Here is a 25,171-nt window from a genome sequence, read left to right as displayed (position 1 = left end):
GAAAAGAAAAGGAAGACCATGCTTTATTCCATCCTCATCTACGGCTCCGAATCCGCGGTGGCCGCCTGGGAGCCCGGTGTCGAAGAGGAAATGCTCGAACGCCACACCGACCTGCGCGAGGACCTCCAAGGCCAGGGCCGGCTCGGCACCGTGCTGCGGCTGATGCCCAATGTGGCGACCACGGTGCGCCGCGCGGGCGACATGCATCCGCTGGTCACCGACGGGCCCTTCGCCGAGACGAAGGAGCAGCTCATGGGCATCTACATCGTGGAGTGCGAGTCGGTCGAGGAAGCCACCCACGCAGCGCACCGGCTGGCCTTCGAGGGCGGCGTGTTCGAGATCAGGCCGATCACCTGGTACGACCCAGGTGTGATTGCTGCGCGCATTCCGCAGGTCTGAAGTAAAAAAATCTGCCGGCGTTGTCGGATCGGGCCACCGCCGCCCGTCCTTGGCTGGAACGCACGCATTTCGCGGGCGGCAAACCAAGGAAAAGACGATGTCGCAGACATTCAAGGACAAATGCGTGGTGGTTCATGGTGGCAGCGGAGCCATCGGTGCGGCGGTGGCCCGTGCCTTCGCGCGTGAAGGCGCCAGGGTGTTCATCACGGGGCGCGACCGCGCCAGGCTCGACGCGGCGGCGCGCTCCATCGAGGCCGGCGGCGGGCATGCCGAGCCTGCCGTGGTCGACGCGCTCGACGAACAGGCCATGGTCCGCCACGCCGCCGAAGTGGCCGGGCGCGCCGGCGGCATCGACATCGCGCTCAATGCCATCGGCATCGTGCACGTGCAGGGCACGCCGCTGGCGGAGCTGCCGCTGGAAGACTTCTTCCTGCCCGTGCAGGCCTACACCCGGAGCTGCTTCCTCACGGCGAAGGCCGTGGCGCCGCACATGGCCAAGCGCGGCGGCGGCGTGATCCTGTCGGTGTCGACGCCGGCCTCGCGCATGCCGGGGCCTGGCTACCTGGGCCATGCGGTGGCCTGCGCGGGCGTGGAGGCGCTGTCGCACCACATGGCGGGCGAGATGGCGGCCTTCAACATCCGTACCGTGTGCATCCGCTCGCATGCCATTCCCGAGGCGGTGACCGCCGGCTCGCACGCCCGCGAGGTGTTCCGCCCGGCGGCGGAAAGCATGGGGCTCACGGTCGAGCAGATGCTCGCGGCCAAGCCGCCCGGGCTGCTGGTGGAGCGGCTGCCCTCGCTCGACCAGATGGCCGCCACCGCGATGTTCGCGTCCTCGGACGGCGCCGGCGCGATGACCGGCGCGGTGCTCAACCTGAGCGGGGGCATCACGCTGGACTGAGGCTGGACTGAGGCCGGGCCCGACCGGGCTCCCTAGAATCGCCCGGGTCATTCCCGAACCGAGCCGATTCCGCATGCAGCCCGACTTCCCGCCAGCGCCCGCGCTGGCCGACGCCCTGATCGTCGATCCGTTCTACCTGGCGATCTCCGTCGATTTCGAGGACGACATGCCGGCGCGCAAGGCGGTGCTCGCCGACTACTTCGCCTATTCGCTGGGCGAGGCCGCGCGCACCGGCCGCTACCTCGCCACCGAAGACGCCCGGCTCGGCGCGGCGGCCTGGCTGCTGCCGCGCGCCGATGCGCTCGACGCGGCCGAGTCGGCGGCAAAGGGCGAATACCTCGCCGCCACGCTGGGCCCGCGCGGCCACGGCAACTACCGCCGCATCGTCGATTTCATGGCCGCGCGCTCGCCGGCCGTGGTGCCGGCGCATGCCTGGTACCTGTCGATCCTCGGTATCTCGCCCTCGGCGCAGGGACGCGGGCTGGGCGCGCAACTGCTGGCGCCGACCCTGGCCGAGGCCGACGCGGCGGGTGTGCCCTGCTTCCTGGAAACCTTCACGCCGCGCAGCGTGGCCTTCTACGAGCGGCTGGGCTTCCGCGGCGAGGCCGAGCACCTGGAGCCGGTCACGAACTCGGCGTACCTGATCATGTGCAGGCCGGCTCGGCAGTAGTCGGCAGCAAACGGGAAAATAGGCAGATACGTTCCACCCGCCGCGCCAGGCCGGCCGAAGATTCCGCCGCATGTCCCCTCTTCCCGCTGAAGCCGCCGAACCCGTCTCGCTGAGCCCCACGCTGATCGTCGAGGACGATCCGGCCACGCAGGAGCGCCTGCGCCATGTGCTGTCTTCCCTCGGCTGCGACGAGAGCCGTATCTCGGTGACCGACAGCGTCGCAGGCGCCCGGCAGTTGCTGGGCGAACAAGGCTACGGCGTGGTGCTGGTGGACATCGGCCTGCCCGACGGCAGCGGGGTGGAGCTCATCGGCTGGCTGCAGGCGCACCACCCGGGCGTACCGGCGGTGGTCATCTCGGCCTGGCGCACCGAGGAGATCATCTTCGCGGCCCTGCGCGCGGGCGCCATCGGCTACCTGCTGAAGGAGCGCGATGACGTCGAGCTGGGCATCGCGCTGCGCAGCATCGAACAGGGCGGCGCGCCCATCGACCCGAGCATCGCGCGCCACATCCTCGCCTGGCTCGCATCGCACCAGCCACCGGCCGACGCGCCCGCGCAGGCGCAGGGCTGCGCAGAGGCACCGGCCGCGCTCACGCGCCGGGAGCTCAAGATACTCGAGCTCGTCTCGCAGGGCCTGAGCAACCGCGACATGGCCGAATCGCTCTCGATCTCCAGACTGACCGTGGAATGCCACACCAAGAACATCTACCGCAAGCTGGCCGTCAGTTCGCGCACCGAAGCCGTCTTCGAAGCGCGACGGCATGGCTTGCTGCGCTGAGCGGCGCGTTCGTCCTGCTTCTTCTCGCGGCCTGCCCGGCCTTCGCTGCCGGAGAAACCGCCGCTCCCGCGCTGCGCGTGGAGGCCGTGCGCGGCACCGGCTGGAACGACACCGCCCCGCCCGCCGAAGGCTGGACGCCCGTCGCCCTGCCCGACAGCTGGGCCAACCGCTGGCCCGGCTTCGACGGCGTCGTCTGGTACCGCCTGACGTGGGAGCAGCCCGAGCAGGCGCGTGAAGCCGGCCTGCTGCTGCACTACCTGAACATGGCCGGCGAGGTCTCGCTCAACGGCACGACGATCTCGCGCGACCAAAGCCTGGTCGAGCCGCTCACGCGCGCCTGGAACACGCCGCGCTACTGGCTGCTGGCGCCGCCGCTGCTGAAGCCAGGCACCAACACCCTGCTGGTGCGCGTCTCGGGGCTGGCGCCCTACCAGGCGGGACTGGGGCCGGTCGAGATCGGCGAACCGGCGGCGATGCAGTCGCGCTTCGAGCGCGAACGGCTGGTGCGGCACGACCTGCAGGTGCTGGGCCTCGCGGTCAGCGCGGCGGTCTCGGCCTTCTTCGCCGCCTGGTGGTGGCTGCGCCGGCGCGAGACGGCCTATGGCTGGTTCGCGGCGATGTCGGTGCTGTGGCTGCTGTTCGCCTACAACCAGATCGCGACCAGCCCCTGGCCTTTCGGCTCCAACCATCACTGGCAGGCGCTCAACACCTCGCTGCTGCTGGTGTTCAGCGTCTCCTATCTGTTGTTCGTGCTGCGCTACTGCGGGCGCCGCCTGCCACGGCTCGAAGGCGCGGCCGCGCTGGTGGCGGCGGCCGGCGTGCTCGACCTGTGGCTGGCGCCCGAGCCGTCGCTGGCGGCGCACAGGGCCATCTGGACGCTGGTGGGCGGCCTCACGGTCATCGTGGTGAACAGCTGCGCCCTGGTGTACGGCTGGCGCCATCGCGGCAGCCCGGTGCGCTCCATCGCGCCCTTCATGGCGATCTCGGCCGTGACGGGCGCGCACGACCTGCTGGTGTTCACGCAGGTGATCGACAGCAACGTCTACTACACCAACATGTCGTCGTACGTGCTGCTGCTGGGCATGGCGCTCACGCAGGCGGCGCGCTTCGCGCAGAGCCTGCGGCGCATCGAGAACTTCAACACCGAACTGATCGAGGAGGTGAACGCAGCCAAGGCCGAGCTCGCCGCCACGCTGGCCCAGCAGCACGCGCTGGAGCTGGCGCACGCACGCATCGGCGAGCGCGTGAACCTGGTGAGCGACCTGCACGACGGGCTCGGCGGCATGCTGGTGGGCAGCATCGCGACGCTGGAGCGCAAGCCCGAGAACCTCAGCGCGCCGGAACTGCTCGCCATGCTCAAGCGCCTGCGCGACGACCTGCGGCTGATCATCGACGCCACCGGCCGCGACGACGGGGCCCGCGCGCTCGGCGAGCTGCTGGTGCCGATGCGCCACCGCAGCACGGAGCTGCTCGACGCCAACGGCATCGACTGCCGCTGGCAGGTGTCGGGCATCGAAACGCTGGAATTGCCGCCCTCGCAGAGCCTGGACCTGATGCGCTTCCTGCAGGAGGCGCTGACCAACGTGCTCAAGCACAGCGCGAGCCGCCGCGTGGACGTGACGGTGGCGCGCGCGGGCGCCGAGCTCCAGCTCAGCGTGCGCGACGACGGGCGCGGCTTCGCGGTCGATGACCGGACGGCCGGCGCGGGGCTGCGCAGCCTGCGCACGCGGGCCCGCCGCCTTGGCGCCGAGCTGCACCTGCAGTCGCGCCCCGGCGAGACCCGTGTGGCGCTGCGGATGCCGCTCGCCGGCTGAGCGCTCAGAGTTCGAGCACCAGCCGCCCCTCGCAGGCGCGCGAGCAGCAGGCCATCATCTTCGTGTTGGCGTCGCGCTCCACCCGCGTGAGCACCACGTCGCGGTGATCGACCTTGCCGGAGAGCACGCGCACCTCGCAGGAGCCGCACAGCCCCTCCTCGCAATCGCTCTGCACGTCGACGTTGGCGGCGCGCAGCGCGGTCAGCAGGGTCTGGTCGGGCGGCACGGTGAGGACGAGGCCCGAATCCTTCAGCTCGACCTCGAAGGCCCGTTCCTTCGACGGATCGAGCGTGGCCAGCGTGGATTCGAAATGCTCCACGCGCAGCGCGCCCTCGGGCCATGCGGCGCAGCACGCCTCCAGCGCCTGCAGCATGCGCAGCGGGCCGCAGGCGTAGACCTGCGCGCCGGGCACCGGCTGCGCGAGCAGCGCCTGCAAATCGTTACGCCGGCCTTCGTCGGCAACGTGCAGGTGCAGCCGCTCGCCATGCAGCGCAGCCAGCTCATCGACGAAGGCCATGCTGCGGCGGCTGCGGCCGCTGTAGTGCAGCTCGTAGTCCATGCCCAGCGCCTTGGCGCGCCGCGCCATCGCGCTCACCGGCGTGATGCCGATGCCGCCGGCGATGAAGATCGCCTTCTGCAGCGACTCGTCGAGCCTGAAGTGGTTGCGCGGGCCGCGTATGCGCAGCCTGTCGCCGGCCTTCACGTTCGCATGCACCCAGGCGGAGCCGCCGCGGCCTTCTGGCTCGTGCAGCACGGCGATCTCGAAGGCGCCCGCGTCGTCGGGGTCACCGCACAGCGAATACTGGCGCGAGAGTTCGGGCGTGCCGCATTCGACGTCGATGTGCGAGCCGGCCGTCCAGCGCGGCAGCGGCTTGCCATCGGGCGACACCAGGCGCAGCCTGACGACGCCCTCGGCCACCGGCGTCACGCCCTGCACCACCACGGGCCGCGCGATCGCATGCGCCGAGGGCTCGCCGATGCGCACCGGCACGCGCACGTCGCGCAGGCCGGGGTTCGCGCGCTCGGGGTTGGCGGCCGGGTCCCATTCCACCCACAGGTGCTCGGGCCCCCGGAACGAGGTGTTCGGCACGTAGGTGAAGCGCTGCTCGCAAAGCCGCATGTGCGGCAGCCGGCGCGTGAACTCCTCCAGGAAGATCTGCATCTCCATGCGCGCCAGGTTCTTGCCCATGCACTGGTGCGAGCCGTAGCCGAAGGTCAGGTGGTCGCTGGCGTTGTCGCGGCGGATGTCGAACAGGTCGGCATCCGAGAAATGCCCCTCGTCGTGGTTGGCCGACGAGGTCACGATGAGCAGGCGCGAGCCCGCCGGCAGGTCGACGCCGCCGACCTGCGTGTCTTTGGTGACCATGCGGCGCCACGCGGCCACCGAGCCGTTGTGGCGCAGGCACTCCTCCACCGCGTTGGGGATGAGCCCCGGGTCCTCGCACAGCTCGCGCCACACCTGCGGGTGCTGCAGCAGCAGCTTCACCGCGTTGGCGGTGGCGTTGGCCGTGGTCTCGTGCGCGGCGACGATGCCGGCCATCATCATCGAGTGCAGGTACGAGTCGGTCACCACATCTGGGTGCTGCATCTGCTTGCGGATGCCGTACTGCATCCAGCCAGGCGCGTCGGGGTCCTGGCGCATCTTGGCCAGCACCTTGCCGGCGTACTGCCAGAAGTTGCCCACCGCATGCGCCACCGCCACCTGCTCCTCGGGCTTCGGACGGCCCCAGGTGTTGACTGTGTGCGCGATGGAGTACTTGCGCAGCGTGTCCATGTCTTCCTCGGGCACGCCGAGGAAGTGCAGCGCCACGGTCAGCGGGATCTCCCACAGCATCTGGTCGACCAGGTCGGCGCGGCCGTCGTCGATGAAGCGGTCGACGTACTCGCGCGCCAGCTCGCGCACCATGGGCTCGTGGTGCTTCAGCGCCTCGGGCGTGAAGGGGTCCATCAGCGCGCGGCGGCGCGGCATGTGGGCGGGCTCGTCCTCGTTGACCAGCGTGCGGTTGAGCGCGAAGCCGTAGGAGGCCAGCACCGCGTTGGCTTCCTCGCCCGTGGGCGTGATCTTCTCGAGCGCGATGGAGGGGCTGAAGGTGATGTTGTCGCGGAACACCGCCTTGATGTCCTCGTAGCGCGTGAGCACCCAGTAGCCCAGCTTGGGGCTGTAGAAGATGGGCTCCTGCTCGCGCGCCCAGCGCACGTACTCGGGCGGATCCTGCTGGTAGCCGTCCTCGAAGGGGTCGAAGCCGGCGGCGCGCTGGCTCACCGGGCAACCGGTGGGCGTTCGCTCGGAAGACAGCGGGCCGTGCGCGACGGGGCAGCCGGAAGTGCGCGAGGACGTGGCGGTATCGGGCATGGCGGACAGCTTCAGTCGAGGGTGATCTTCAGGTCGCGGATCAGCTTGTGCCAGCGCTCGGTCTCGCTCCTGAGCAGCGCGGCGTACTGCGCGGGCGTGTTGCCGACCGGCTCCACGCCGAAGTCGACCATGCGCGTGCGCACCGAGGGCTCGTTGATGGCGGCGACGAGCTGACGGTTGAGCGTGGTCACCACATCGGCGGGCGTGGCCGAGGGCACCACCACGCCGACCAGCGCGGCGGCCTCGACGTTCTTGTAGCCGAGCTCGGCGAAGGTGGGCACATCAGGCAGCTGTGGCAGGCGCGTGGGGTTGGCCACAGCCAGGGCCTTGACCTTGCCGCCCTTGATGAAGCCGGAGCCCGCGGCCAGGTCGACCATCATGGCCGGCAGCTGTCCGCCGACCACGTCGGCCAGCGCGGGCGCCGCGCCGCGGTACGGCACGTGGACCATGAAGAGCTTGGCCTCCACCTTCAGCAGTTCCATCGCCAGGTGGTGCGGGCTGCCCGCGCCGGCCGAGGCGTAGTTGATGCCGCCCGGCTTGGCGCGGGCCTGGGCGATGAAGTCCTTGGCGGAGTTGAAGCCCGAGTTGGCGCCGACGACCAGGATCATCGGGAACTTGCCCATCAGCGTGACGGGCGCCAGGTCCTTGGTGGGGTTGTAGCTCAGCGACTTGTAGAGCGCGGGGTTGAACACCAGCGTGCCGTTGTCGGCCGAGAGCACGGTGTAGCCGTCCGCCGCGGCGCGCACGGTTTCGGAAGCGGCCAGCGCGGTGTTGCCGCCGGGCTTGTTGTCCACCAGCACCGGCTGCCCGACCTGGGTCGAGAGCGTCTGCGCGACCGTGCGCGCCAGGAAGTCGGAGCCGCCGCCGGCCGCGTAGGGAACGATCCAGCGGATCGGCTTGGCGGGATAGGCCTGCTGTGCGCCGGCGCCGGCGGCGACGGCAGCCAGCGAAAGAACCGCGAGGCAGCGGGCGAAGTGCTTCTTCATGAGGGAGTCTCCGTGAGGAATTTTGTGTATTGCGTAATTATCATACGCATAGCGTAATTCTCAGATCGCGGGTTTACCCGGCTCTGCCGGTCGAGCACCTAACATCCAGCCGTCATGAAGCAGCCTCCGGAATCCGATCGCTCTCTCTCCTCCCCAGCGCGCGAACGCCGCCAGCGGGTGCAGTCCGCCGAGACCGGCATGTCCGTGCTCAAGGGGCTGGCGCACCTGGGCGGGCGCAGCAGCCTGACCGCGCTGTCGGCGCACGTCGCCGAGAGCCCGGCCAAGGTGCACCGCTACCTCGCGAGCCTGATGGAAGCGGGCCTCGTGCTGCAGGACGCCGCCTCGCAGCACTACTACCTGGGCACCGAAGCCATCCAGATCGGCCTGGCCGCCATGCGCCAGGCCGACCCGATCCGCGCTGCCGAGCCCTGCCTGATCCGCCTGCGCGAATCGCTGGAGGTGACCTGCTTCGTGGCGGTGATGGGCAACAAGGGCCCGACCATCGTGCGCTTCGAGGAACCGGGCCTGCCGGTCACGGTGAACGTGCGCGCCGGCTCGGTGATGTCGATGCTGTGGTCGGCCACGGGCCGCGCCTTCCTGGGGCTGCTGGATGAATCGCGGGTGCTTGCGCTGGCCGAGCAGGAACTGGCCGATGCCACGCCCGAGATGCGCTCGCAGCTCGACGCGAAGGACCCGATCGGGGAGCTGCGCCGCGAGGTGCGCCAGGCGCGCTGCGCGAGCGTGAAGGACACCTACCTGCGCGGCATCAGCGCCGTGGCGGCGCCGGTGTACGACTATGCGGGGCGGGTCTGCGCCGTGATCACCGCGCTGGGCGCCACGGGCGGCTTCGACCCGTCGATCGACGGGCCCATCGCCGCGGCGGTGCGGCAGGAAGCAAGGGCCGCGAGCGCCCTGCTGGGCGCCGCGGGCTGAAGAATCAAACCAGGATCAGTCGGCCCAGACCACCGTGCCGGTCCACGCCGTGGCCAGCACCAGGATGCCGAAGGCGATGCGGTACCAGGCGAAGGGAATGAAGCTGTGGCTGCTGATGTACTTCAGCAGCCAGCGCACGCAAAGCCATGCGCTGATGAACGAGAACACCAGCCCCACCGCGAAGAGCGGCACGTCGGCCATCGACAGCGCCGCGCGCTCCTTGTAGATGCTGTAGAGGCCCGCGCCGATCAGCGTGGGAATGGCCAGGAAGAACGAGAAGTCGGTCGCCGCCTGGCGCGAGAGGCCCAGCAGCATGCCGCCGATGATGGTCGAGCCGCTGCGGCTGGTGCCGGGGATCATCGCGAAGCACTGCACCAGGCCGACCTTGAGCGCGTCCCACGGCGTCATGTCGTCGACATGCTCGACGCGCACCGATCCGGGCGGCCGCTTCTCGGCCCAGAGGATGATGAAGCCGCCGATGATGAAGGTGCTCGCCACCACGGTCGGGATGAACAGGTGCTCCTTGATGACCTTGCCGAACAGCAGGCCCAGCACCACTGCGGGCAGGAAGCCGATGAAGATGTTCAGCGCCAGGCGCTGGGCCTTGGGTTGGCGCGGCAGCGCGACGACGGTAGAGCGGATCTTCTGCCAGTACACCAGGATCACCGCGAAGATCGCGCCGGTCTGGATGGCGATCTCGAAGACCTTGCCCCGGTTGTCGCCGAAGCCGCCGAGCAGCGAGCCCGCAAGGATCAGGTGGCCCGTCGAAGAGATCGGAAGAAATTCGGTGAGCCCCTCGACGATGCCCATGATGGCGGCCTTGGCCAGCAAAACAATATCCACGCGTACTCCTTTCAAGTGCGGCCATTATCGCGAGGGGGCTGGTCAGCCAGGGCTCAGACTCCCCTGTTCCGGTGATGTTCAGGCACGGCGCGTTGACACACAGTCGAGGGTGTGCGAAGGCATGGGATGCCTAAGGAGCCATTGGTAATGCGAACGTTCACGCCCGGCGACAGACTCGAAGAGCACGCCTCGACTTTCGACGATCACGGCGAAGACCGCCGCAAGAACGCCCTCGACCTGGAACGCGAGCAGAGCGCCTCGATGCGCCGCGTGACCGAGGCCACGGGCGCGTCGGCCCACGAACTGCGGCAGCTGATGCAGCGGCTGCGCGACATCGACCTCTCGGGCTCCAGCGCGGGCATCGTCGCGCAGGGCCACATCGAGGCCGACCGCATGCAGTCGGGCATGGCCGCGCTCGACCTGGGCGACGGCAACGTGGCCGAACAGCGCGGCGACGCGGTGCAGAGCATCGATTTCTGGCTGCTCGAACCGCTGGACCCCGCGCACGACAAGAAGTGGTATGCGCGCTGGAAGTTCTGGAGCTTCATCCTCGGCGCGGCCGGCCCGGAAGCCGCGCTCACCCTGCAGGGGTTGGCGCTGCGCCCCACAGAGCCCGGCGACACGCACGCCGACCTGGTGGCCAAGGCGCGCAAGGTGCTCGAAAGCTGGCGCCGCACCTCCGAGCCGCTCTTCTGGGCAGCGGTCGAATGCTACGTGCGGCAACAGTCGTTCTCGCTCGAAACACAGGCCTACCTGATGCACTGCATCGCGTCGGTTTTCACCGGCGACCCGATGAAGCTGTCGAACGAGCAGAGCGAGCAGCTCGCGGCCGTGCTCGCCGACACCTACTGCGACGCGCTGGGCACCTCGGCGAGCATGCCCTCGGCGGACATCTACCGCCGCCTGTCGCAGGGGCTTGAAGCCACCGACCGCGAGACCGGCCTCACCCGCAACCTCGGGCGCAGCGACGCGGCGCAGATCGCGATGACCGCGCTGTTCTCGGTGATCGAGTTCTCGCGCCTACGCTGAAGCGCCGCCGCCGGCGTGGCGGCGCAGCGCGCGCACCGCGCTGTCGACCGTGGTGAACACCGGCAGCCCGCTGGCCGCCTCGCAGGCAGAACGTGCCCGTGCCATGCTGAACTGCGCCAGCGCGATGCGCGTGCAGCCCCGTTCGCGCAGTGCGGCGGTCTGGGCGGCGATGAGCGCATCGTGGCGCTGCGTATCGCCAGCGTTCAATGCATCGAGCGCGCCTTCGGCCAGCGCGGTTTCGAGCGCGACCTCCGATGGAAACTCCGGCGGCATCGACGCCAGCGTGGGGGCGAAGGTGGCGATCAGGCCGAGCCGGCCCTGCAGCCCTTGCACTGCCTCGTCGATCATGGCCTCGTTGGGCTTGAGCACCGGAATGCCCGCGTGCCGCCGCGCCACCGCCTCGATGCACGGCCCGAAGGCCGAGCAGGTGAAGAGAATGCCCTGCGCGCCGGTATCGACCGCGTACTGCGCGAGGCGCTGGAAGCGCTCGTGCATGGCGGCGTCGAGCCCCTTGCCCTCGCGCGCCAGGTCGGCCGAGAGGCTGTCGTCGAGCAGGTTCATGCGCACGGCATCGGGCCAGTCGCGCGCGAAGGCTTCGTTGATGGGCGCGACGGAGTGCGAGAGCGCGTGGATCAGGGCGATGCGGGTCATGAGTTCAGGCGACGGCGCTCAGATGCCCTTGGAGGAAGGATTGGCGAAGGCGTCCTTCGTCTCGGCATTCAGCGGGTAGTTGATGTTGATGCCCTTGGGCGGAATGGGCGACATGAACCACTTCGCATAGAGCTTTTCCATCTCGCCCGACTTCATCATGCCCGAGACCACGCGATCGACCAGCGCCTTGAAGGCCGGGTCGTCCTTGCGGAACATCAGCGACTGGTTCTCGGTGCGCAGGCTCTCGCCGGTGATGAGGAAGTCCTTGGGGTTGCGCGCGTTCGCGATCTGGCCGGCCAGCAGGATGTCGTCGAGCACGAAGGCCTGGGCGCGGCCGGTTTCCACCAGCAGGAAGGAGTCGCTGTGGTCCTTGCCCGCGAGATTGGTCACCTCCAGGTTGCGGCCCCGGTCGGCCTCGCGCAGCAGGCGGAACGAGGTGGTGCCGCTTGTGGTGGCCACGGTCTTGCCCTGCAGGTCGGCGATGCCCTTGATACCCGAATCGGCCTTCACCAGCATGCGCACGTTGTAGCGGAAGATGTCCGGCGAGAAGGCCACCAGCTTCTGCCGCTCGACGAGGTTGGTGGTGGAGCCGCATTCGATGTCGACCGTGCCGTTCTGCACCAGCGGAATGCGGTTGGCCGAGGTGACGGCCTGGTACCTGACCTCGACGGCCGGCATCTTCAGCTCGCTCTTCACCGCCTCGACGATGCGGTTGCAGATGTCGAGGCTGTAGCCCACCGGCCTGAGGTTGCCGTCGAGGTAAGAGAAGCCGAAGGACGACTCCCGGTATCCGAAGGTGATGGCGCCGCTGGCCTTGATCTTGGCGAGCGTGTCGTTCTCCTGCGCCTGCGCGGCGGCGAGGGGCATCAGCGCGGCCGCAAGCACGGCGGCGAAGGAAAACAGCGGACGAAGCTTGGGCATGGAACGCTCCTCGAGGCGATGGTGGAGGGAAGACGAACGGACGGGAAAGTGGTGGCGCTCAGCGCGCCGTAGCCGCTGCCGCGGCACGCGTGACCGCGTCGATGGAGGCCGCGAGCCGCGCGGCGATCTCCTGCAGGTCCTGCCGGGTGGCGATGAACGGCGGCGCCAGCAGCACGTGGTCGCCCTGGCGGCCATCGACCGTGCCGCCGAAGGGATAGCACAGCAGGCCGCGCGACATGGCGTCCTTCTTGACGGTGGCGTTGACCTTCAGCGCCGGATCGAACGGCGCCTTGCTCGCGCGGTCGGCCACCAGCTCGATGCCCCAGAAGAAGCCGCGGCCGCGGATGTCGCCCACGTGCGGATGCGCGCCCAGCGCGTCGGCAAGCATGCGGCCGAAGGCGACGCCATCCTCGCGCACCTTGGCGACCAGGCCGTCGCGGCGGATCACCTGCTGCACCGCGAGCGCGGCGGCGCAGGCCATCGGGTGCCCGAGGTAGGTGTGGCCGTGCTGGAAGAAGCCGCTGCCTTTCGACATCGCCTCGACGATGCGCCGCTGCGCCAGCACGGCGCCCACCGGCTGGTAGCCGCCGCCCAGGCCCTTGGCGACAGTCATCAGGTCGGGCACCACGCCCTCCTGCTCGCAGGCGTGCAGCGAACCGGTGCGGCCCATGCCGCACATCACCTCGTCGAGGATCAGCAGCACGCCGTACCTGTCGCACACCGCGCGCACCGCCTTGAAGTAGCCCGGCACCGGCGTGAGCACGCCGGCCGTGGCGCCGCCGACCGTTTCGGCGACGAAGGCGATCACGCGGTCGGCGCCCTGCGCGAGGATGGCCGCTTCCAGCTCGGCCGCCAGGCGCAGGCCGTACTGCTCGGCGCTCTCGTCGGCGTGCTGCTCGCGATACGGATAGCAGGGCGAGACATGCGTGGCCGGCACCAGGATGGGCGCGAAGGGTTCGCGGCGCCATGCGTTGCCGCCCACGGCGAGCGCGCCCAGCGTGTTGCCGTGGTAGCTCTGTCGGCGCGCGATGAAGTGCGTGCGCTGCGGCTGGCCGATTTCCACGAAGTACTGCCGCGCCATCTTCAGTGCCGACTCCACCGCCTCGGAACCGCCGCTCACCAGGTAGACATGGCTCATGCCCTCGGGGGCGGAGCCGATCAGCTCGTCCGCCAGCTGCTCGGCCACCTCGCTCGTGAAGAAGCTGGTGTGGGCGTAGGCCAGCTTGTCGATCTGCGCGTGCATCGCGGCCATGACTTCGGGATGCGCGTGGCCCAGCGAGGACACGGCGGCGCCGCCGGAGGCGTCGAGGTACTCGCGGCCCTCGGCGTCGCGAATGAACATGCCGTGGGAGCCCACGGCAACGGGCGGGGTCTGGCGGAGGTGGCGGTGGAAGACGTGCGTCATGGCTCGGTGTTTGGAACTAACGTTTCCGGCGAATTATTGTTTGGAACATTTGTTCCGTCAACTGCCGTGTTTTCCCTGCTCCGGTACATTTGTTCCAACTCAGCCAAGGAGACACACCGTCATGGACGCCAAAGAGCAGATACGCCAGCGTTTCAACGAACTGAGCCCCGCGCTGCAACAGGTGGCGCGCTACGTACTCGACCACCCGAACGCGGTGGTCACCAGCTCGATGCGCAGCGTCGGCATGCGCTCGCAGAGCACGCCCGCGACGCTCGTGCGTTTCGCGCAACACATGGGCTACGAAGGCTGGCCACAGCTCAAGGAAGCCTTCGCCGCCGGGATGGGCCTGGGCTCCGAGACCTACGGCGGCCGCGCCAAGCAGCTCGTCGGCCGCGCCAGCGACCAGACGCTGACCGGCGAGATGTTCGAAGTGCAGCGCCGCAACCTCGAAGCCACCCACCAGCAAAGCGGCTACGCGCTGCAGAAGGCCTGCGCGCTGATCGAGAAGGCACCCGCCGTGCACGCCGCCGGCTTCAGGGCCTGCTTTCCGATCGCCTTTTCGTTCGTGTACGTGTACCGGCTCTTCCGCGCCAGCGTGCACCTGGTCGACGGCCAGGGCGGCTCGCTGGAGATGCAGCAGCGCGCCTTCGCCAAGGGCGACGCGCTGGTGGTGGCGAGCTTCGCGCCCTATTCGCGCGAGGCGCTGCAGGTGACGCGGGCGGCCAAGGCGGCGGGCTGCCGCATCGTCGCCATCACCGACAGCGTGGCCTCGCCGCTGTCGCTGCTGGCGGAGGAGACGCTGCTCTTCACGATCAACAGTCCCTCCTTCTTCCCCTCGGTCGCGGCCGGGGTGGCGGTGACTGAGGCGCTGGTCGAGCTGCTGGCCAGCCGTGCCGGCAAACCGGTGATCCGGCGCATCGACCAGGCCGAGGCGCAGCTCTTCGAGTCGGGGGCCTACCTCACGGCGCCGGCCATGCGCGGCGGCCAGGGGCCGGCCTGAGTCTGCTTCAGACCAGGGACCGGGTGCGGGTCGGGTTCTTCTGGCTCAGGTAGAGCACCAGCAGATCGCGGTTGGAGTTGATGTGCTCGCGCATGGCGGCCTCGGCGGCGGCGGCTTCCTGCCGGCCCAGCGCCTCGACGATGCGGCAGTGGTCCGCGAACGCCTGCAGGGCCTGCTCGTGCCTGTGCAGCAGCATCGAGGCATCGCGGTTGTGGGGACGCAGCTTGCTGTCGAAGATGATCGGCAGCTGGCTGGCGCGCTGCACCGCCTCGGCGAGCCAGCGGTTGTCCGCCAGCGCCAGCAGTTTCTGGTGGAAGGCCAGGTCCAGGTCCTGCCAGCGGGCGGCGCGGCCTTCGGACCATTCGCCGGTGTGATGCAGCAGCTCGTGCTGCTCGTCGAGCATGGCGGTCAGCTTCGACAGGGCCGCGCCGTCGAGCCCGACCTCGCCGATCAGCCGGCAGCACATGCCTTCCAGCGTGGCGCGCACGCTGAAGGCGTCGTGCACGTCCTTGGCGTTGAAGCGGCGCACCTGGAAGCCCTTGTTGGGCAGGTAGACCAGCAGCCCCTCGTCCGCCAGCCGTGCCATGGCGCCGCGAACAGGCGTGCGCGACACGCCGAGCTCGTTGGCCAGCGTAATTTCCATCAAATGGGAACCGGGCGCGATATCGCCATCGAAGATGCGGTCACGCAGGGTTTCGGCCACGGACAACGCTCGCGTCCGTGAAGGATCTGGGGGGGTCATCGAAAGTCGGGAACTGGGGGCGGCCGGAAGCGGGCCGCGCGGATGGTACGGCGGCGTACAAAAGCTTCATATCCCCTGTTTCCGTAAAAATTTTATTTCTGGGCTTTTTCGATGATTACGGAAAAATTCTTAATTTTTGTAAACAGCTTTCTGACCACGAGCGTTAACCTGCCCCCGCCCGGTTGCGCCGCCCCAAACCCGGCCAGTTCTTCTCAGCGCGAGGCTGTCTGCGCAGCGATGTGAATGGCGGCGCGGATGCGCGGATAGGTACCGCAGCGACAAATGTTTCCGCTCATTGCGGAAGAAATGTCGTCATCGCCAGGCTTTGGCGTCTTTTTCAGCAGCGCGCAGGCCGACATCAGCTGACCGCTCTGGCAGTAGCCGCACTGCACCACGTCGACTTCGGCCCAGGCCTGCCGCAGGGCGTCGGCCTCCTTGCCATTCAGTCCCTCGATGGTGGTCACTTCCCGGCTGCCCACCGCCTCCAGCGGGGTGACGCAGGAGCGCACCGCCTCGCCGTCGAGGTGCACGGTGCAGGCGCCGCAAAGCGCCTTGCCGCAGCCGAACTTGGTGCCGACGAGCCGCATCTCGCCGCGCAGCACCCACAGCAGGGGGGTATCGGGTTCGGCATTGACGGTGACGGCCTTGCCGTTGACGGTGAGCGTGGTGGTCATCGCGTTTTCCTTGCTTGTTTGTTTGTCCGGTGTCTTGCCGCTCAGGCGAGCTTCAGCGGCAGGCTGCGCAGCCGCTGCCCGGTGAGCGCGAACACGGCATTCGCCACCGCCGGCGCAATGGGCGGCGTGCCGGGCTCGCCAACGCCACCGGGCGCCTCGCCGCTGGCGGCGATCTCGACCTCGATGGCCGGGCACTCGTTCATGCGCAGCGGCATGTAGTCGTGGAAGTTGCTCTGCTGCACCTGCCCCTTCTCGACCGTGATCTCGCCGTGCAGCGCGGCCGAGAGGCCGTAGACGATGGCGCCTTCCATCTGCTGGCGGATCAGGTTCGGGTTGACGGCCACGCCGCAGTCGATGACGCAGACCACGCGGTGCACCCGCACCTGCCTGTCCGCCGAGACCGACACCTCCGCCACCTGCGCGACGATGCTGCCGAAGGAACGGTGGATCGCCAGCCCGCGCGCGCGCTTCGCGCCGTCGGGCCCCGGCTCCGGTGGCCGGCCCCAGTTCGACAGCTCGGCCACGCGCCTGAGCACGCGCAGGTGGCGCTCGTCCTTCGCGAGCAGCGCGGCGCGGAACGCCACCGCGTCCTTGCCCGCTGCGGCGGCGCATTCGTCGATGAAGCTCTCGACGAAGAAGGCGTTCTGCGAATGCGCGACCGATCGCCACACGCCCGTGGGCATGGCCGATTCCACCGGCTCGTGGGCGACACGCGCATTGGGAAATGCGTAGGCCGTATTCCACGCGCCATCGGTGGTGGTGTCCATGAACGAGGGCGCGCCCATGCTCGAGCCGGCCGTCGTGGTCTGCCAGGCAACCAGCGCGCCAGCCGTATCGAAGCCCGCCTTGCATCGCGCGACGTAGGCCGGCCGGTAGAAGTCGTGCGCCATGTCCTCCTCGCGCGACCAGAAGAGCTGCACCGGCGCGCCGCCGGTCTCGCGCGCCAGCGTGGCGGCCTGGGTGACGAAGTCGGTGCTGTAGCGCCGGCCGAAGCCGCCGCCGAGGTAGGTCACGTGCAGCTCGACCTTGGCGGCGTCGATGCCCAGCGCCTTGGCCGCGGCGTTGCGCGTGAAGCCCGGCGCCTGCGTCGGCGCCCAGACGGTCGCCTTGCCGTCCTTGAACTGCACGGTGCAGTTCATCGGCTCCATGGTCGCGTGGGCCAGGAAGGGCACGCGGTACTCGGCCTCGATGGTCTTGGCGGATGACCGGAACGCGGCGGCCACGTCGCCGTCGTTCAGTTGCGCGTTGCCGGGCCTGGTGCGCAGCGTCTGCGAGAGCCGCTCGATCATCTCGGCGCTCGAAAGGCTGGCGGCCGGGCCGTGGTCCCATTCGACGGCGAGCGCCTTCACGGCGCGCATCGCGTGGTACGGCGTGTCGGCGATCACGGCCACGCCGCCCGGCGTGGCGCCGGTGCCGATGAGCGTGGCACCGACCGGCTCCAGCGCCATCACCTTGCGCACGCCCGGCAGCTTCTGCGCCGCCGTGGCGTCGAAGCTCGCGACGCGGCCGCCGGTGGTCGGGCACATCGCGATGCTCGCGTACAGCAGGCCCGGCGGGAGCACGTCGAGGCCGAAGGTGGCGGAGCCGTCGAGCTTGGCCGCGCCGTCCACGCGCCGCGCGGGCTGGCCGATGAGCTTGAAATCGGCAGGCTTCTTCAGAGCCACCTGCGCCGGCAGCGGCTGCTGCGCGGCCTTCGGGGCCAGTTCGCCGAAAGTGGCGCTCTTGCCGCTGACATGCAGAACGCGCCCGGCTTCGGCGCGGCATTCGGCCACGGGCACCTGCCACAGCGCGGCGGCGGCGCCCAGCAGCATGGTGCGCGCCGATGCGCCGGCCTCGCGCAGCGGCACCCACTGGTCGGTGATGCTCGATGAGCCGCCCGTGCCCGAGAGCCCCGGAATCGAGCGCAGCAGCTTGCCGACCACGTGCTGCGTCGAGCGCTTCACCGCGCCCTCATCGCCGGGCCGGAAAGGCAGCGCGTCGAGGATCGCTGCCTGGTTGTTGTAGATGGCGTCGGGGCCGGCCGTCTCCAGCCGGATCTGCTCGAGCGAGGCGCCCATTTCTTCGGCGAGAAGCATCGACAGCCCGGTGTGCGTGCCCTGCCCCATTTCCGACTGCGACATCATCAGCGTGACCGTGTTGTCGCTGCCCACCTTGACCCAGCCGTTGAGCGCGACCTGCCCTGAGGCGGCCGGCAAGGGTTCGGCCGGCACGAGCCGCGACGCGGCCGGCGTGGCCGACCAGCCGACGACGAGGGCGCCGACGGCCCCCACGGTGCCAAGAACGAAATGGCGGCGCTTGAGCTTGGGCATGGTGTGGTTCTCTCTCGTGGGGATCTGCGGACAGGACTCAGGCGCCGGCGACGATGCCGCGCCAGAAGGTCTCGAAGCCGGCTTCGCAGTAGCCGGCGCGCCCTTTCCTGCTCTTGGTCTGCGCGACGAAGACCATCGTGGTCTCGGCCATCGCGCCCAGCATCGCGCCGAGGAAGGGCAGCGGCTGGTCGCGTATCAGGCCGTTGCGGATGCACTCCGTCGCCAGCACCTCCAGCCGCAGGAACGGCGCCATGCCCGCCGCCTTGCTTTCATCGCTCACCTGGTCCGACACCTTGAGCTGCGACATCACCTTGAATTTTTCCGGGTTGTCGACGCCCCAGTACACGTAGCGGTCCCAGATGTGGAGGTACTTTGTCTTGGGGTCCGCCTTCTCGGGCCAGTCGGCGAGCATGACCTCGGCGAGCTCGGTCTTCAGCTGGCGGTAGAGCTCGTTGACCAGCACTTCCTTGTTCGCGAAGTAGGTGAAGAGCGTGCCCTCGGCCACGCCTGCCGCGCGCGAGATGGCCGAGGTGGGCGTGCTCCACGCGCCCCGGCTGGCGAACTCGGCAATGGCTGCATCGAGGATCGCGTTGCGCTTGTCTTCGCTTCTGGGTCTGGCCATGGCGGTCGGCTGCGGTCTTTATTGATTGAGTACGTGCTCAATTATAGAAACGCGATCCGGATGCTGGCAACCATGGCGTCTTCCCGTCCGGGGCTCCCAGGCGATGCCGACCGACTACCTCCGCCGGCAGGTGACCATGCTGCGCAAGTGGGAAACATTGGAGTTGCCACTCTAGGCGCGGCGCCTCGCCGGCAGGAACCCCTTCCCCGCGCCATGGGTCAAAAAACTGTCGCGGCGCCTTGTCGCGACAGGAGGTAATGACCATGAAGCAAGTGAAGCATTGGCAAGACCCCGTCAACGCCGCCGCCGGCGCCTGGCTGATCGTCTCGCCCTGGGTCCTGGGCTTTTCGGGCATGACGGCCGCCATGTGGACGATGGTGGCGACCGGCATCGTGCTCGGCGCGGTGGCCCTGGGTGCGACCTTCGTGCCCCGGCAGTGGGAAGAATGGACCGAGGTCGCGCTGGCGGCCTGGCTCGCAATATCGCCCTGGGTGCTCGGCTTCCGCGGCACCGAGACGGCGATGGTCAACGCGGTGCTCGTGGCCGCGGTGATCCTGGTGCTGGCGCTGTGGGTTCTCGTGACCGACAAGGACTACCTGGGTCACACCATGGACCGCCCGGCGCATTGACGACCGCCCGCGCCGATCAGGTGGTATCGGCGCTCGCCGCGCTTACCGCGTAGCAGGCGATGTGGCGGGCTGCGCCTGCGCGGCGCCGTCCATCCACCCGGCCTGCCAGCCACCGCCCATCGCCTGGATCAACGCGATGGCCGTGGTCTGGCGGTTGACCTGCAGCTGCACCAGCGTGCGTCGCGCGCTGAGCGCGGCGGCCTGTGCCGTGACCACGTCGGTGTAGCTGACCTGCCCCGCGCGGTAGCGGTTGAGCAGCTGCTGCTCGGTCTTGTCCGCCGCCGCCGAGGCCTCGCGGCGCAGGCCCTCCTGCTGCGCGAGCGTCGCACTCGCGGTGAGCTGGTCTTCCACCGCCTGGAAGGCCGTGAGCACGGTCTGGCGATATCGCGCCACGCTGGATTCGTAGCCCGCCTTCGCCGAATCGACATTGGCCGCGATCGCGCCTGCGTCGAACACCACCTGCGCAACCGACAGCCCCAGCCCCCACAGCGTGTTGGACGAGCTGAACAGGTCCTTCACGCGGCTGACGTTGCTGCTGCCGACCGACGCCGTGAGGCTGATGTTCGGGAAGTACGCCGCGCGCGCAATGCCGATCTGCGCATTGGCCGCCGCCACCGAGCGTTCGGCCGCCGCGATGTCGGGACGGCGCTGCAGCAGCGTCGAGGGCACGCCCAGCGGCACGCCGGGCACCGTGGGCGTCCATTGCGCGGCGGGCAGGCTGAAGTCGGCCGGCGCCACGCCGATCAGCGCCGCGATCGCGTGCTCGTAGGTGGCGCGCGTGCGCTGCAGGCCCACGCGCTCGGCCTTGGCATTCACCAGTTGCGTCTGCGCCTGCAGCACGTCGGTCTGCGCGGCAATGCCGGCGGCATAGCGATTGCTGGTGATGTCGAAGGCGCGCTGGTAGCCCTGGATGGTCTCGTCGAGCAGCACGATCTCCGCATCGGCCTCGCGCAGCGAGAAATAGTTGGTCGCCAGGTCGCCGATGGCCGACAGCCGCGCCGCGGCCAGGTCGGCCTCGCTGGCCTGTGCGTTGGCCTGCGCGCTGCTCACCGCCTCGCGCAGCCGGCCCCAGACGTCGGGCGTCCAGCTCGCGCCCAACGATGCCGAGAAGCTGTTCGACGGGCTCGAGGTGCTGCTGCCACCCACCGTGCCCGAGCGCCTGCCGCTGCCGTCGAGCGACACCGACGGGAACAGCGCCGCGCGCTCGCCGCGCACCAGCGCCTGGGCCTGCGTGTAGTTGGCCACCGCGGCGGCGATGTTCTGGTTCGACACCTGCACGCGGCCGGCCAGGTCGTCGAGCGTGGCGTCGCCGAAGAGCTTCCACCATTCGCCGCGGTCGAGCGCGTCGGCCGGCGCCGCGGGCAGCCAGCCTTCGGCGGCCTTCTGCTCCTTCCAGCCGGCCGACGCGGCGGTGGCCGGCTGTTCGTAGCGCGGGCCGACCGCGCAGCCCGCGAGCATGGCGGCCAGTGCGAGCGCCGAAAGCGAAAAGCGGGAAGTGGAAGTAAACAGTGCGTTCATGTCGTTGTCGTTTCTCGCTCAGGCGGGCGTCACGCGGCTCAGCTCGCGCTCGTTGGCGCCGCGGCGGCGCAGTTTGTCGAGCAGCAGGTAGACCACCGGCGTCGTCAGCAGGGTCAGCAGCTGGCTCGCGATCAGCCCCCCGATGATGGCCACGCCCAGCGGACGGCGCAGCTCGGCCCCCTCGCCGAAGCCGATGGCCAGCGGCAGCGCGCCGAGCGCGGCCGCCATGGTCGTCATCAGGATCGGGCGGAAGCGCAGCAGGCACGCCTCGCGCACCGCCTCCAGCGGCGTGAGCCCGCGCGAGCGCTCGGCCTCGAGCGCGAAGTCGATGATCAGGATGGCGTTCTTCTTCACGATGCCGATCAGCAGGAACACGCCGATCAGCGCGATGATGGAAAACTCCATGCGGAACATCAGCAGCGCCAGCACCGCGCCCACGCCCGCCGAAGGCAGCGTCGACAGCACCGTGATCGGGTGCACCAGGCTCTCGTACAGGATGCCCAGCACGATGTAGATCACGATCAGCGCCGCCAGGATCAGAATCGCCTGCTGGCCCTGCGACTGCTGCGCGCTCGCCGCCGTGCCCGCGAACGCGCCGCGCACGTTGGTGGGCATGGCGATGTTGGCCTCGGCCTTGGCGATGGCCTCGCGCGCATCGCCCAGGTTGGCACCCTCGGCGAGGTTGAACGAGATGGTCGTGGCCAGCTCGCCGTCTTCGTGGCTCACCGAGGTGGCCACCGACTGCTCCTCGAACTTCGCGACCGCCGACAGCGGCACGAGCGCGGTGGCCGTGTTGCTCAGCACGTTGCCCGTCGATGCGTTGCGCAGCGCCGCGTTGGCCGACACCGGCACGGTGGCAGCGGTTGCGGCGGACGAGGACGAGGAGGAAGACGACGAACTCGACGAGGAAGAAGACGAAGACCCCGTCGACGTGCTGCTCGCCGCCACCTGCGTGGTCACGGTCTGCCCGCCCACCACCGACGTCCTGGTGGCCGGCACGTAAACGTCGCTCAGCGAGTTCGGGCTGCGCGTGTAGCGCTGCGCCCATTCCATCACCACGTGGTACTGGTTCAGCTCGGTGTAGATGGTCGCCACCTGCCGCTGGCCGAAGGCGTTGTAGAGCGCGTTGTCGATGGCCGTGGATGTCAGGCCCAGCCGGCGAGCGCTGTCGGGGTCGACCTTGGCCACCGTTTCCACGCCGTTCTGGTCCTGGTCGGTGTCGATGTCGGTCAGCACCGGCTGCAGCTTGAGCTCGTCGGCCAGCTTCACGGCCCAGGTGCGCAGGTCTGCGACGTTGTCGCTCTTGAGCGTGTACTGGTAGGTCGAGTTGCTTGCCCGGCCGCCCGAGCGCACGTCCTGCACCGTGCCCAGGAACACGCGCAGGCCTGTCACCTGGTTGAGCTGCGGGCGCAGCCGCGCGATGACCGCCAGGCCGCTGTCCTTGCGCTGGTTCGCCGGCTTCAGGTTGACGAACATGAAGCCGCCCCCTGCCCGGCCCGCGCCGGTGAAGCCCACCACGGTGTCGACCGCCTCGTCCTTGCGGATGATGTCGACCACCTGCCTCAGCTTCTCGCCGAGCGCCTGCGAAGAGATGCTCTGGTCGGCCCGCAGGCCGCCGTTGAGCTGGCCGCTGTCCTGCTGCGGGAAGAAGCCCTTGGGCGCCGCGCTGAACAGGTACACGTTCAGCCCGACCACCGCCACCAGGATCAGCATCACCAGCGCCTTGCTGTCCAGAGCCCAGTCGAGGCTGCTCTCGTAGCGCTTGAGCATCCAGTCGTAGCTGCGCGCGGCGATGCGGCCCAGCCTGCCCTGCGGCTTGTTTTTGTCGTGCTCGCCGCCGGGCTTGAGCATCCATGCGCACATCATCGGCGTGGTGGTCAGCGAGATCACCAGCGAGATCAGCACCGCCGCCGACAGCGTCACCGCGAACTCGCGGAACAGCCGCCCCACCTGCCCGCCCATGAACAGCAGCGGGATGAACACCGCCACCAGCGACACGCTGATCGACAGCACGGTGAAACCCACCTCCTTCGCGCCCAGCAACGCCGCCTTCATGCGCGTCATTCCCGACTCGATGTGCCGGCTCGTGTTCTCGAGCACCACGATGGCGTCGTCCACCACGAAGCCGGTGGCCACCGTGAGCGCCATCAGGCTCAGGTTGTTGAGGCTGAAGCCCAGCAGGTACATCACCCCGAAGGTGCCCAGCAGCGCCGCCACCGTCGCCACGGCCGGCACGATCGTCGCTCGCACGCTGCGCAGGAACAGGCTCACCACCAGCACCACCAGGATGACGGAGATCACCAGCGTCAGCTCCACCTCGCGCAGCGAGCCGCGGATGGAGTTGGTGCTGTCCGACGCCACCTGCAGCGTCACGTCGGGCGGCAGTTGGGCCTGCAGCTCGGGCAACAGCGCCCGCACGCTGTCCACCGTCTCGATGATGTTGGCCGAGGGCTGCCGCGTGATCAGCACGATGATCGCCGGCTCGCCGTTGAAGAGACCCAGCGTGCGCGTGTCCTCCACGCCGTCGACCACCTCCGCCACGTCCTGCAGCCGCACCGCCGCGCCGTTGCGCCAGGCGATCACCATCGACGCGTAGTCGCTCGCGCGCAGCGCAGGCGTCTGCGTGTAGATCTGCAGCTTGCGCCCGTCGCCCTGCACCATGCCCTTGGGCCGGTTGGCGTTCGAAGCCTGGATGGCGGCGCGCACGTCCTCGGTGCTGATGCCGTAGCGGTTGAGAGCGAACGGCAGCAGCTCGATGCGTACGGCGGGCAGCGAGCCCCCGCCGATCTCCACGTCGCCCACGCCGTCCACCTGCGACAGGCGCTGGCTGACGATGTTCGACACGGCGTCATAGATCTGGCCCGGCGTCTTGGTCTTGGACGTGAGCGCCAGGATGATCACCGGCGACGCCGCCGGGTTGGCCTTGCGGTAGGTCGGGTTGCTGCGCAGCGTGGCGGGCAGGTCGATGCGGCTCGCGTTGATGGCGGCCTGCACCTCGCGGGCCGCGCCGTCGATGTTGCGGCTGAGGTCGAACTGCAGCGTGACGCGGGTCGAGCCGACCGAGCTCGTCGACGTCATTTCGTTGACGCCTGCGATTGTTCCGAGGTGGCGCTCCAGCGGGGTGGCTACGCTGGTGGCCATCGTCTCCGGGCTCGCTCCGGGGATCGAGGCTCTTACCGAGATGACGGGGTAGTCGACCTGCGGGAGGGGGGAGACTGGGAGGACGAAGAAGGCTGCTATGCCGGCCAGGGCTACGCCTATGGTCAGAAGCACTGTGCCTATGGGGCGGCGGACGAAGGGCAGGGATAGATTCATCTCGCTGCTCCTTGTGGGAGCGTGCTGAGGGTTTCTTTCCCGGGGCCGGGTCTCGGCCCGGCGGCCGACTCACTTTCTTTTGCTTCGCCAAAAGAAAGTAAGCAAAGAAAAGGCGACCCCACTGTCTGCGACCCCTTCGCTTTGCGAAGGGGCAACCTGCGGTGCTCGCGTTTCGCGGGGTCTCGCCCAAACTCGCTTCGCTCAAACAAGGGCGAGCCCTGATCCGCGAAACGCTGCGCTCCTCGGCGCAGCCAGAGGGGATTGGGGACATGCGGGCCATCGCTGCGCTCGGCCGCGGGTGCCCAGCAGGCGCTTTGCGCCTGCTGGGCTTGGAATGGCGCATTGGGTTCGGCGAGGCCACTGGAACTCGATACCTGGCCGAGGGAAGCGAAGGCCAGTCCAGGCTGTTCAAAAGCCGAGCGAAGCGATGGCGCGGATCGCTCCCTTCTGGCTGTGCCGAGGAGCGCAGGCGCAGGAGGGATCAGGGCCGCAGCTGTTTGAGCGAAGCGAGTTCTGCGGACCCCCTCCTGCGCCGAGCACCGCAGGTTGCCCGTAGCGCAGCGAAGGGACACAGACAGCAGGGTCGCCTTTTCTTTGCCTACTTTCTTTTGGCGAAGCAAAAGAAAGTAGGTCGCCCGCCGGGGCGAGACCCGGCCTCGGGAAGCAAAACGACCAGAGG

The 25,171-nt window shown here is 69.1% G+C and carries 21 protein-coding genes; 9 read left to right on the top strand and 12 right to left on the bottom strand.

What is annotated here, in order from left to right; genetic code table 11:
- Nucleotides 1-18 precede the first annotated feature (18 nt).
- The 5 genes from ABL844_RS11120 (at nt 19) to ABL844_RS11100 (ending at nt 4,562) form a co-directional block, all read left to right on the top strand.
- Nucleotides 19-399, top strand: coding sequence for a YciI family protein (locus tag ABL844_RS11120; protein WP_126024243.1), 381 nt, complete (start codon nt 19-21; stop codon nt 397-399).
- A gap of 97 nt (nt 400-496) precedes the next feature.
- Complete coding sequence (locus tag ABL844_RS11115) at nt 497-1,300, top strand: SDR family NAD(P)-dependent oxidoreductase (protein ID WP_418131276.1); 804 nt, start codon at nt 497-499, stop codon at nt 1,298-1,300.
- A 73-nt stretch (nt 1,301-1,373) separates the two neighbouring features.
- Nucleotides 1,374-1,970, top strand: coding sequence for a GNAT family N-acetyltransferase (locus ABL844_RS11110; RefSeq protein WP_418131275.1), 597 nt, complete (start codon nt 1,374-1,376; stop codon nt 1,968-1,970).
- A gap of 70 nt (nt 1,971-2,040) precedes the next feature.
- Nucleotides 2,041-2,748 (top strand): response regulator, encoded by a 708-nt coding sequence (locus ABL844_RS11105; protein WP_418131274.1) that lies wholly within the window; start codon nt 2,041-2,043, stop codon nt 2,746-2,748.
- Nucleotides 2,658-4,562 (top strand): ATP-binding protein, encoded by a 1,905-nt coding sequence (locus ABL844_RS11100; protein WP_418119872.1) that lies wholly within the window; start codon nt 2,658-2,660, stop codon nt 4,560-4,562. Before ABL844_RS11105 ends, ABL844_RS11100 begins: the two co-directional genes overlap by 91 nt.
- A 4-nt stretch (nt 4,563-4,566) precedes the next feature.
- Here the strand turns inward: ABL844_RS11100 and ABL844_RS11095 are convergent, their stop codons facing one another.
- Together ABL844_RS11095 and ABL844_RS11090 are read right to left on the bottom strand one after the other, a co-directional pair.
- Nucleotides 4,567-6,915, bottom strand: a complete 2,349-nt coding sequence (locus ABL844_RS11095; protein WP_418131273.1) for a cytochrome P450/oxidoreductase — start codon at nt 6,913-6,915, stop codon at nt 4,567-4,569.
- An 11-nt stretch (nt 6,916-6,926) separates the two neighbouring features.
- A complete protein-coding gene (locus tag ABL844_RS11090; protein ID WP_184636348.1) occupies nt 6,927-7,901 on the bottom strand; it encodes a Bug family tripartite tricarboxylate transporter substrate binding protein in 975 nt (324 codons plus the stop codon).
- 114 nt (nt 7,902-8,015) lie between these two features.
- On the opposite strand from ABL844_RS11090, the gene ABL844_RS11085 reads away from it, so the two are divergent.
- Nucleotides 8,016-8,834 carry an IclR family transcriptional regulator gene (locus ABL844_RS11085; RefSeq protein WP_418131272.1) on the top strand — a complete coding sequence of 273 codons (819 nt, stop codon included), beginning with the start codon at nt 8,016-8,018 and terminating at the stop codon, nt 8,832-8,834.
- Between the two features lie 15 nt (nt 8,835-8,849).
- On the opposite strand, the gene ABL844_RS11080 is transcribed toward ABL844_RS11085, so the two are convergent.
- Complete coding sequence (locus ABL844_RS11080) at nt 8,850-9,677, bottom strand: undecaprenyl-diphosphate phosphatase (RefSeq protein WP_126024235.1); 828 nt, start codon at nt 9,675-9,677, stop codon at nt 8,850-8,852.
- Between the two features lie 147 nt (nt 9,678-9,824).
- Between ABL844_RS11080 and ABL844_RS11075 the strand changes: the two genes are divergently transcribed.
- Nucleotides 9,825-10,706: a hypothetical protein gene (locus tag ABL844_RS11075; RefSeq protein ID WP_369658731.1), complete on the top strand. Its 882-nt coding sequence runs from the start codon at nt 9,825-9,827 to the stop codon at nt 10,704-10,706.
- Here ABL844_RS11075 and ABL844_RS11070 read toward each other — a convergent pair.
- The 3 genes from ABL844_RS11070 to ABL844_RS11060 are packed head-to-tail and all read right to left on the bottom strand — an operon-like array spanning nt 10,698 to nt 13,683.
- Nucleotides 10,698-11,357: an aspartate/glutamate racemase family protein gene (locus ABL844_RS11070; protein ID WP_418131271.1), complete on the bottom strand. Its 660-nt coding sequence runs from the start codon at nt 11,355-11,357 to the stop codon at nt 10,698-10,700. The two genes, ABL844_RS11075 and ABL844_RS11070, sit on opposite strands and share 9 nt — an antisense overlap.
- Before the next feature lie 18 nt (nt 11,358-11,375).
- Nucleotides 11,376-12,278: an amino acid ABC transporter substrate-binding protein gene (locus ABL844_RS11065; protein ID WP_418131270.1), complete on the bottom strand. Its 903-nt coding sequence runs from the start codon at nt 12,276-12,278 to the stop codon at nt 11,376-11,378.
- Between the two features lie 58 nt (nt 12,279-12,336).
- On the bottom strand, nt 12,337-13,683 hold the full coding sequence (locus tag ABL844_RS11060) for an aspartate aminotransferase family protein (RefSeq protein ID WP_418131269.1): 1,347 nt from the start codon (nt 13,681-13,683) through the stop codon (nt 12,337-12,339).
- Nucleotides 13,684-13,804: 121 nt separating this feature from the next.
- Here ABL844_RS11060 and ABL844_RS11055 point away from each other — a divergent pair, with 121 nt between their 5' ends.
- Complete coding sequence (locus ABL844_RS11055; protein WP_126024230.1) at nt 13,805-14,683, top strand: MurR/RpiR family transcriptional regulator; 879 nt, start codon at nt 13,805-13,807, stop codon at nt 14,681-14,683.
- Nucleotides 14,684-14,690: 7 nt separating this feature from the next.
- On the opposite strand, the gene ABL844_RS11050 is transcribed toward ABL844_RS11055, so the two are convergent.
- From ABL844_RS11050 to ABL844_RS11035, 4 genes are all read right to left on the bottom strand, one after another.
- Nucleotides 14,691-15,386: a GntR family transcriptional regulator gene (locus ABL844_RS11050; RefSeq protein ID WP_418131268.1), complete on the bottom strand. Its 696-nt coding sequence runs from the start codon at nt 15,384-15,386 to the stop codon at nt 14,691-14,693.
- A gap of 251 nt (nt 15,387-15,637) precedes the next feature.
- Complete coding sequence (locus ABL844_RS11045) at nt 15,638-16,099, bottom strand: (2Fe-2S)-binding protein (RefSeq protein ID WP_126024228.1); 462 nt, start codon at nt 16,097-16,099, stop codon at nt 15,638-15,640.
- Between the two features lie 41 nt (nt 16,100-16,140).
- Nucleotides 16,141-18,408 carry a molybdopterin cofactor-binding domain-containing protein gene (locus ABL844_RS11040; RefSeq protein WP_418131267.1) on the bottom strand — a complete coding sequence of 756 codons (2,268 nt, stop codon included), beginning with the start codon at nt 18,406-18,408 and terminating at the stop codon, nt 16,141-16,143.
- A gap of 37 nt (nt 18,409-18,445) precedes the next feature.
- Nucleotides 18,446-19,030, bottom strand: a complete 585-nt coding sequence (locus ABL844_RS11035) for a TetR/AcrR family transcriptional regulator (protein ID WP_418131266.1) — start codon at nt 19,028-19,030, stop codon at nt 18,446-18,448.
- Between the two features lie 263 nt (nt 19,031-19,293).
- Between ABL844_RS11035 and ABL844_RS11030 the strand changes: the two genes are divergently transcribed.
- Nucleotides 19,294-19,659, top strand: coding sequence for an SPW repeat protein (locus tag ABL844_RS11030; RefSeq protein ID WP_369658739.1), 366 nt, complete (start codon nt 19,294-19,296; stop codon nt 19,657-19,659).
- A gap of 42 nt (nt 19,660-19,701) precedes the next feature.
- Here the strand turns inward: ABL844_RS11030 and ABL844_RS11025 are convergent, their stop codons facing one another.
- Both ABL844_RS11025 and ABL844_RS11020 read right to left on the bottom strand, forming a co-directional pair.
- Nucleotides 19,702-21,177 (bottom strand): efflux transporter outer membrane subunit, encoded by a 1,476-nt coding sequence (locus ABL844_RS11025; RefSeq protein WP_418131265.1) that lies wholly within the window; start codon nt 21,175-21,177, stop codon nt 19,702-19,704.
- Between the two features lie 18 nt (nt 21,178-21,195).
- Nucleotides 21,196-24,492 (bottom strand): efflux RND transporter permease subunit, encoded by a 3,297-nt coding sequence (locus ABL844_RS11020; protein ID WP_418131264.1) that lies wholly within the window; start codon nt 24,490-24,492, stop codon nt 21,196-21,198.
- Nucleotides 24,493-25,171: the final 679 nt, after the last annotated feature.

This window comes from Variovorax sp. 278MFTsu5.1 (genome assembly GCF_048305045.1).
GTDB lineage: Bacteria > Pseudomonadota > Gammaproteobacteria > Burkholderiales > Burkholderiaceae_C > Variovorax > Variovorax guangxiensis.
This window is presented reverse-complemented; position numbering and strand designations above follow the sequence as displayed.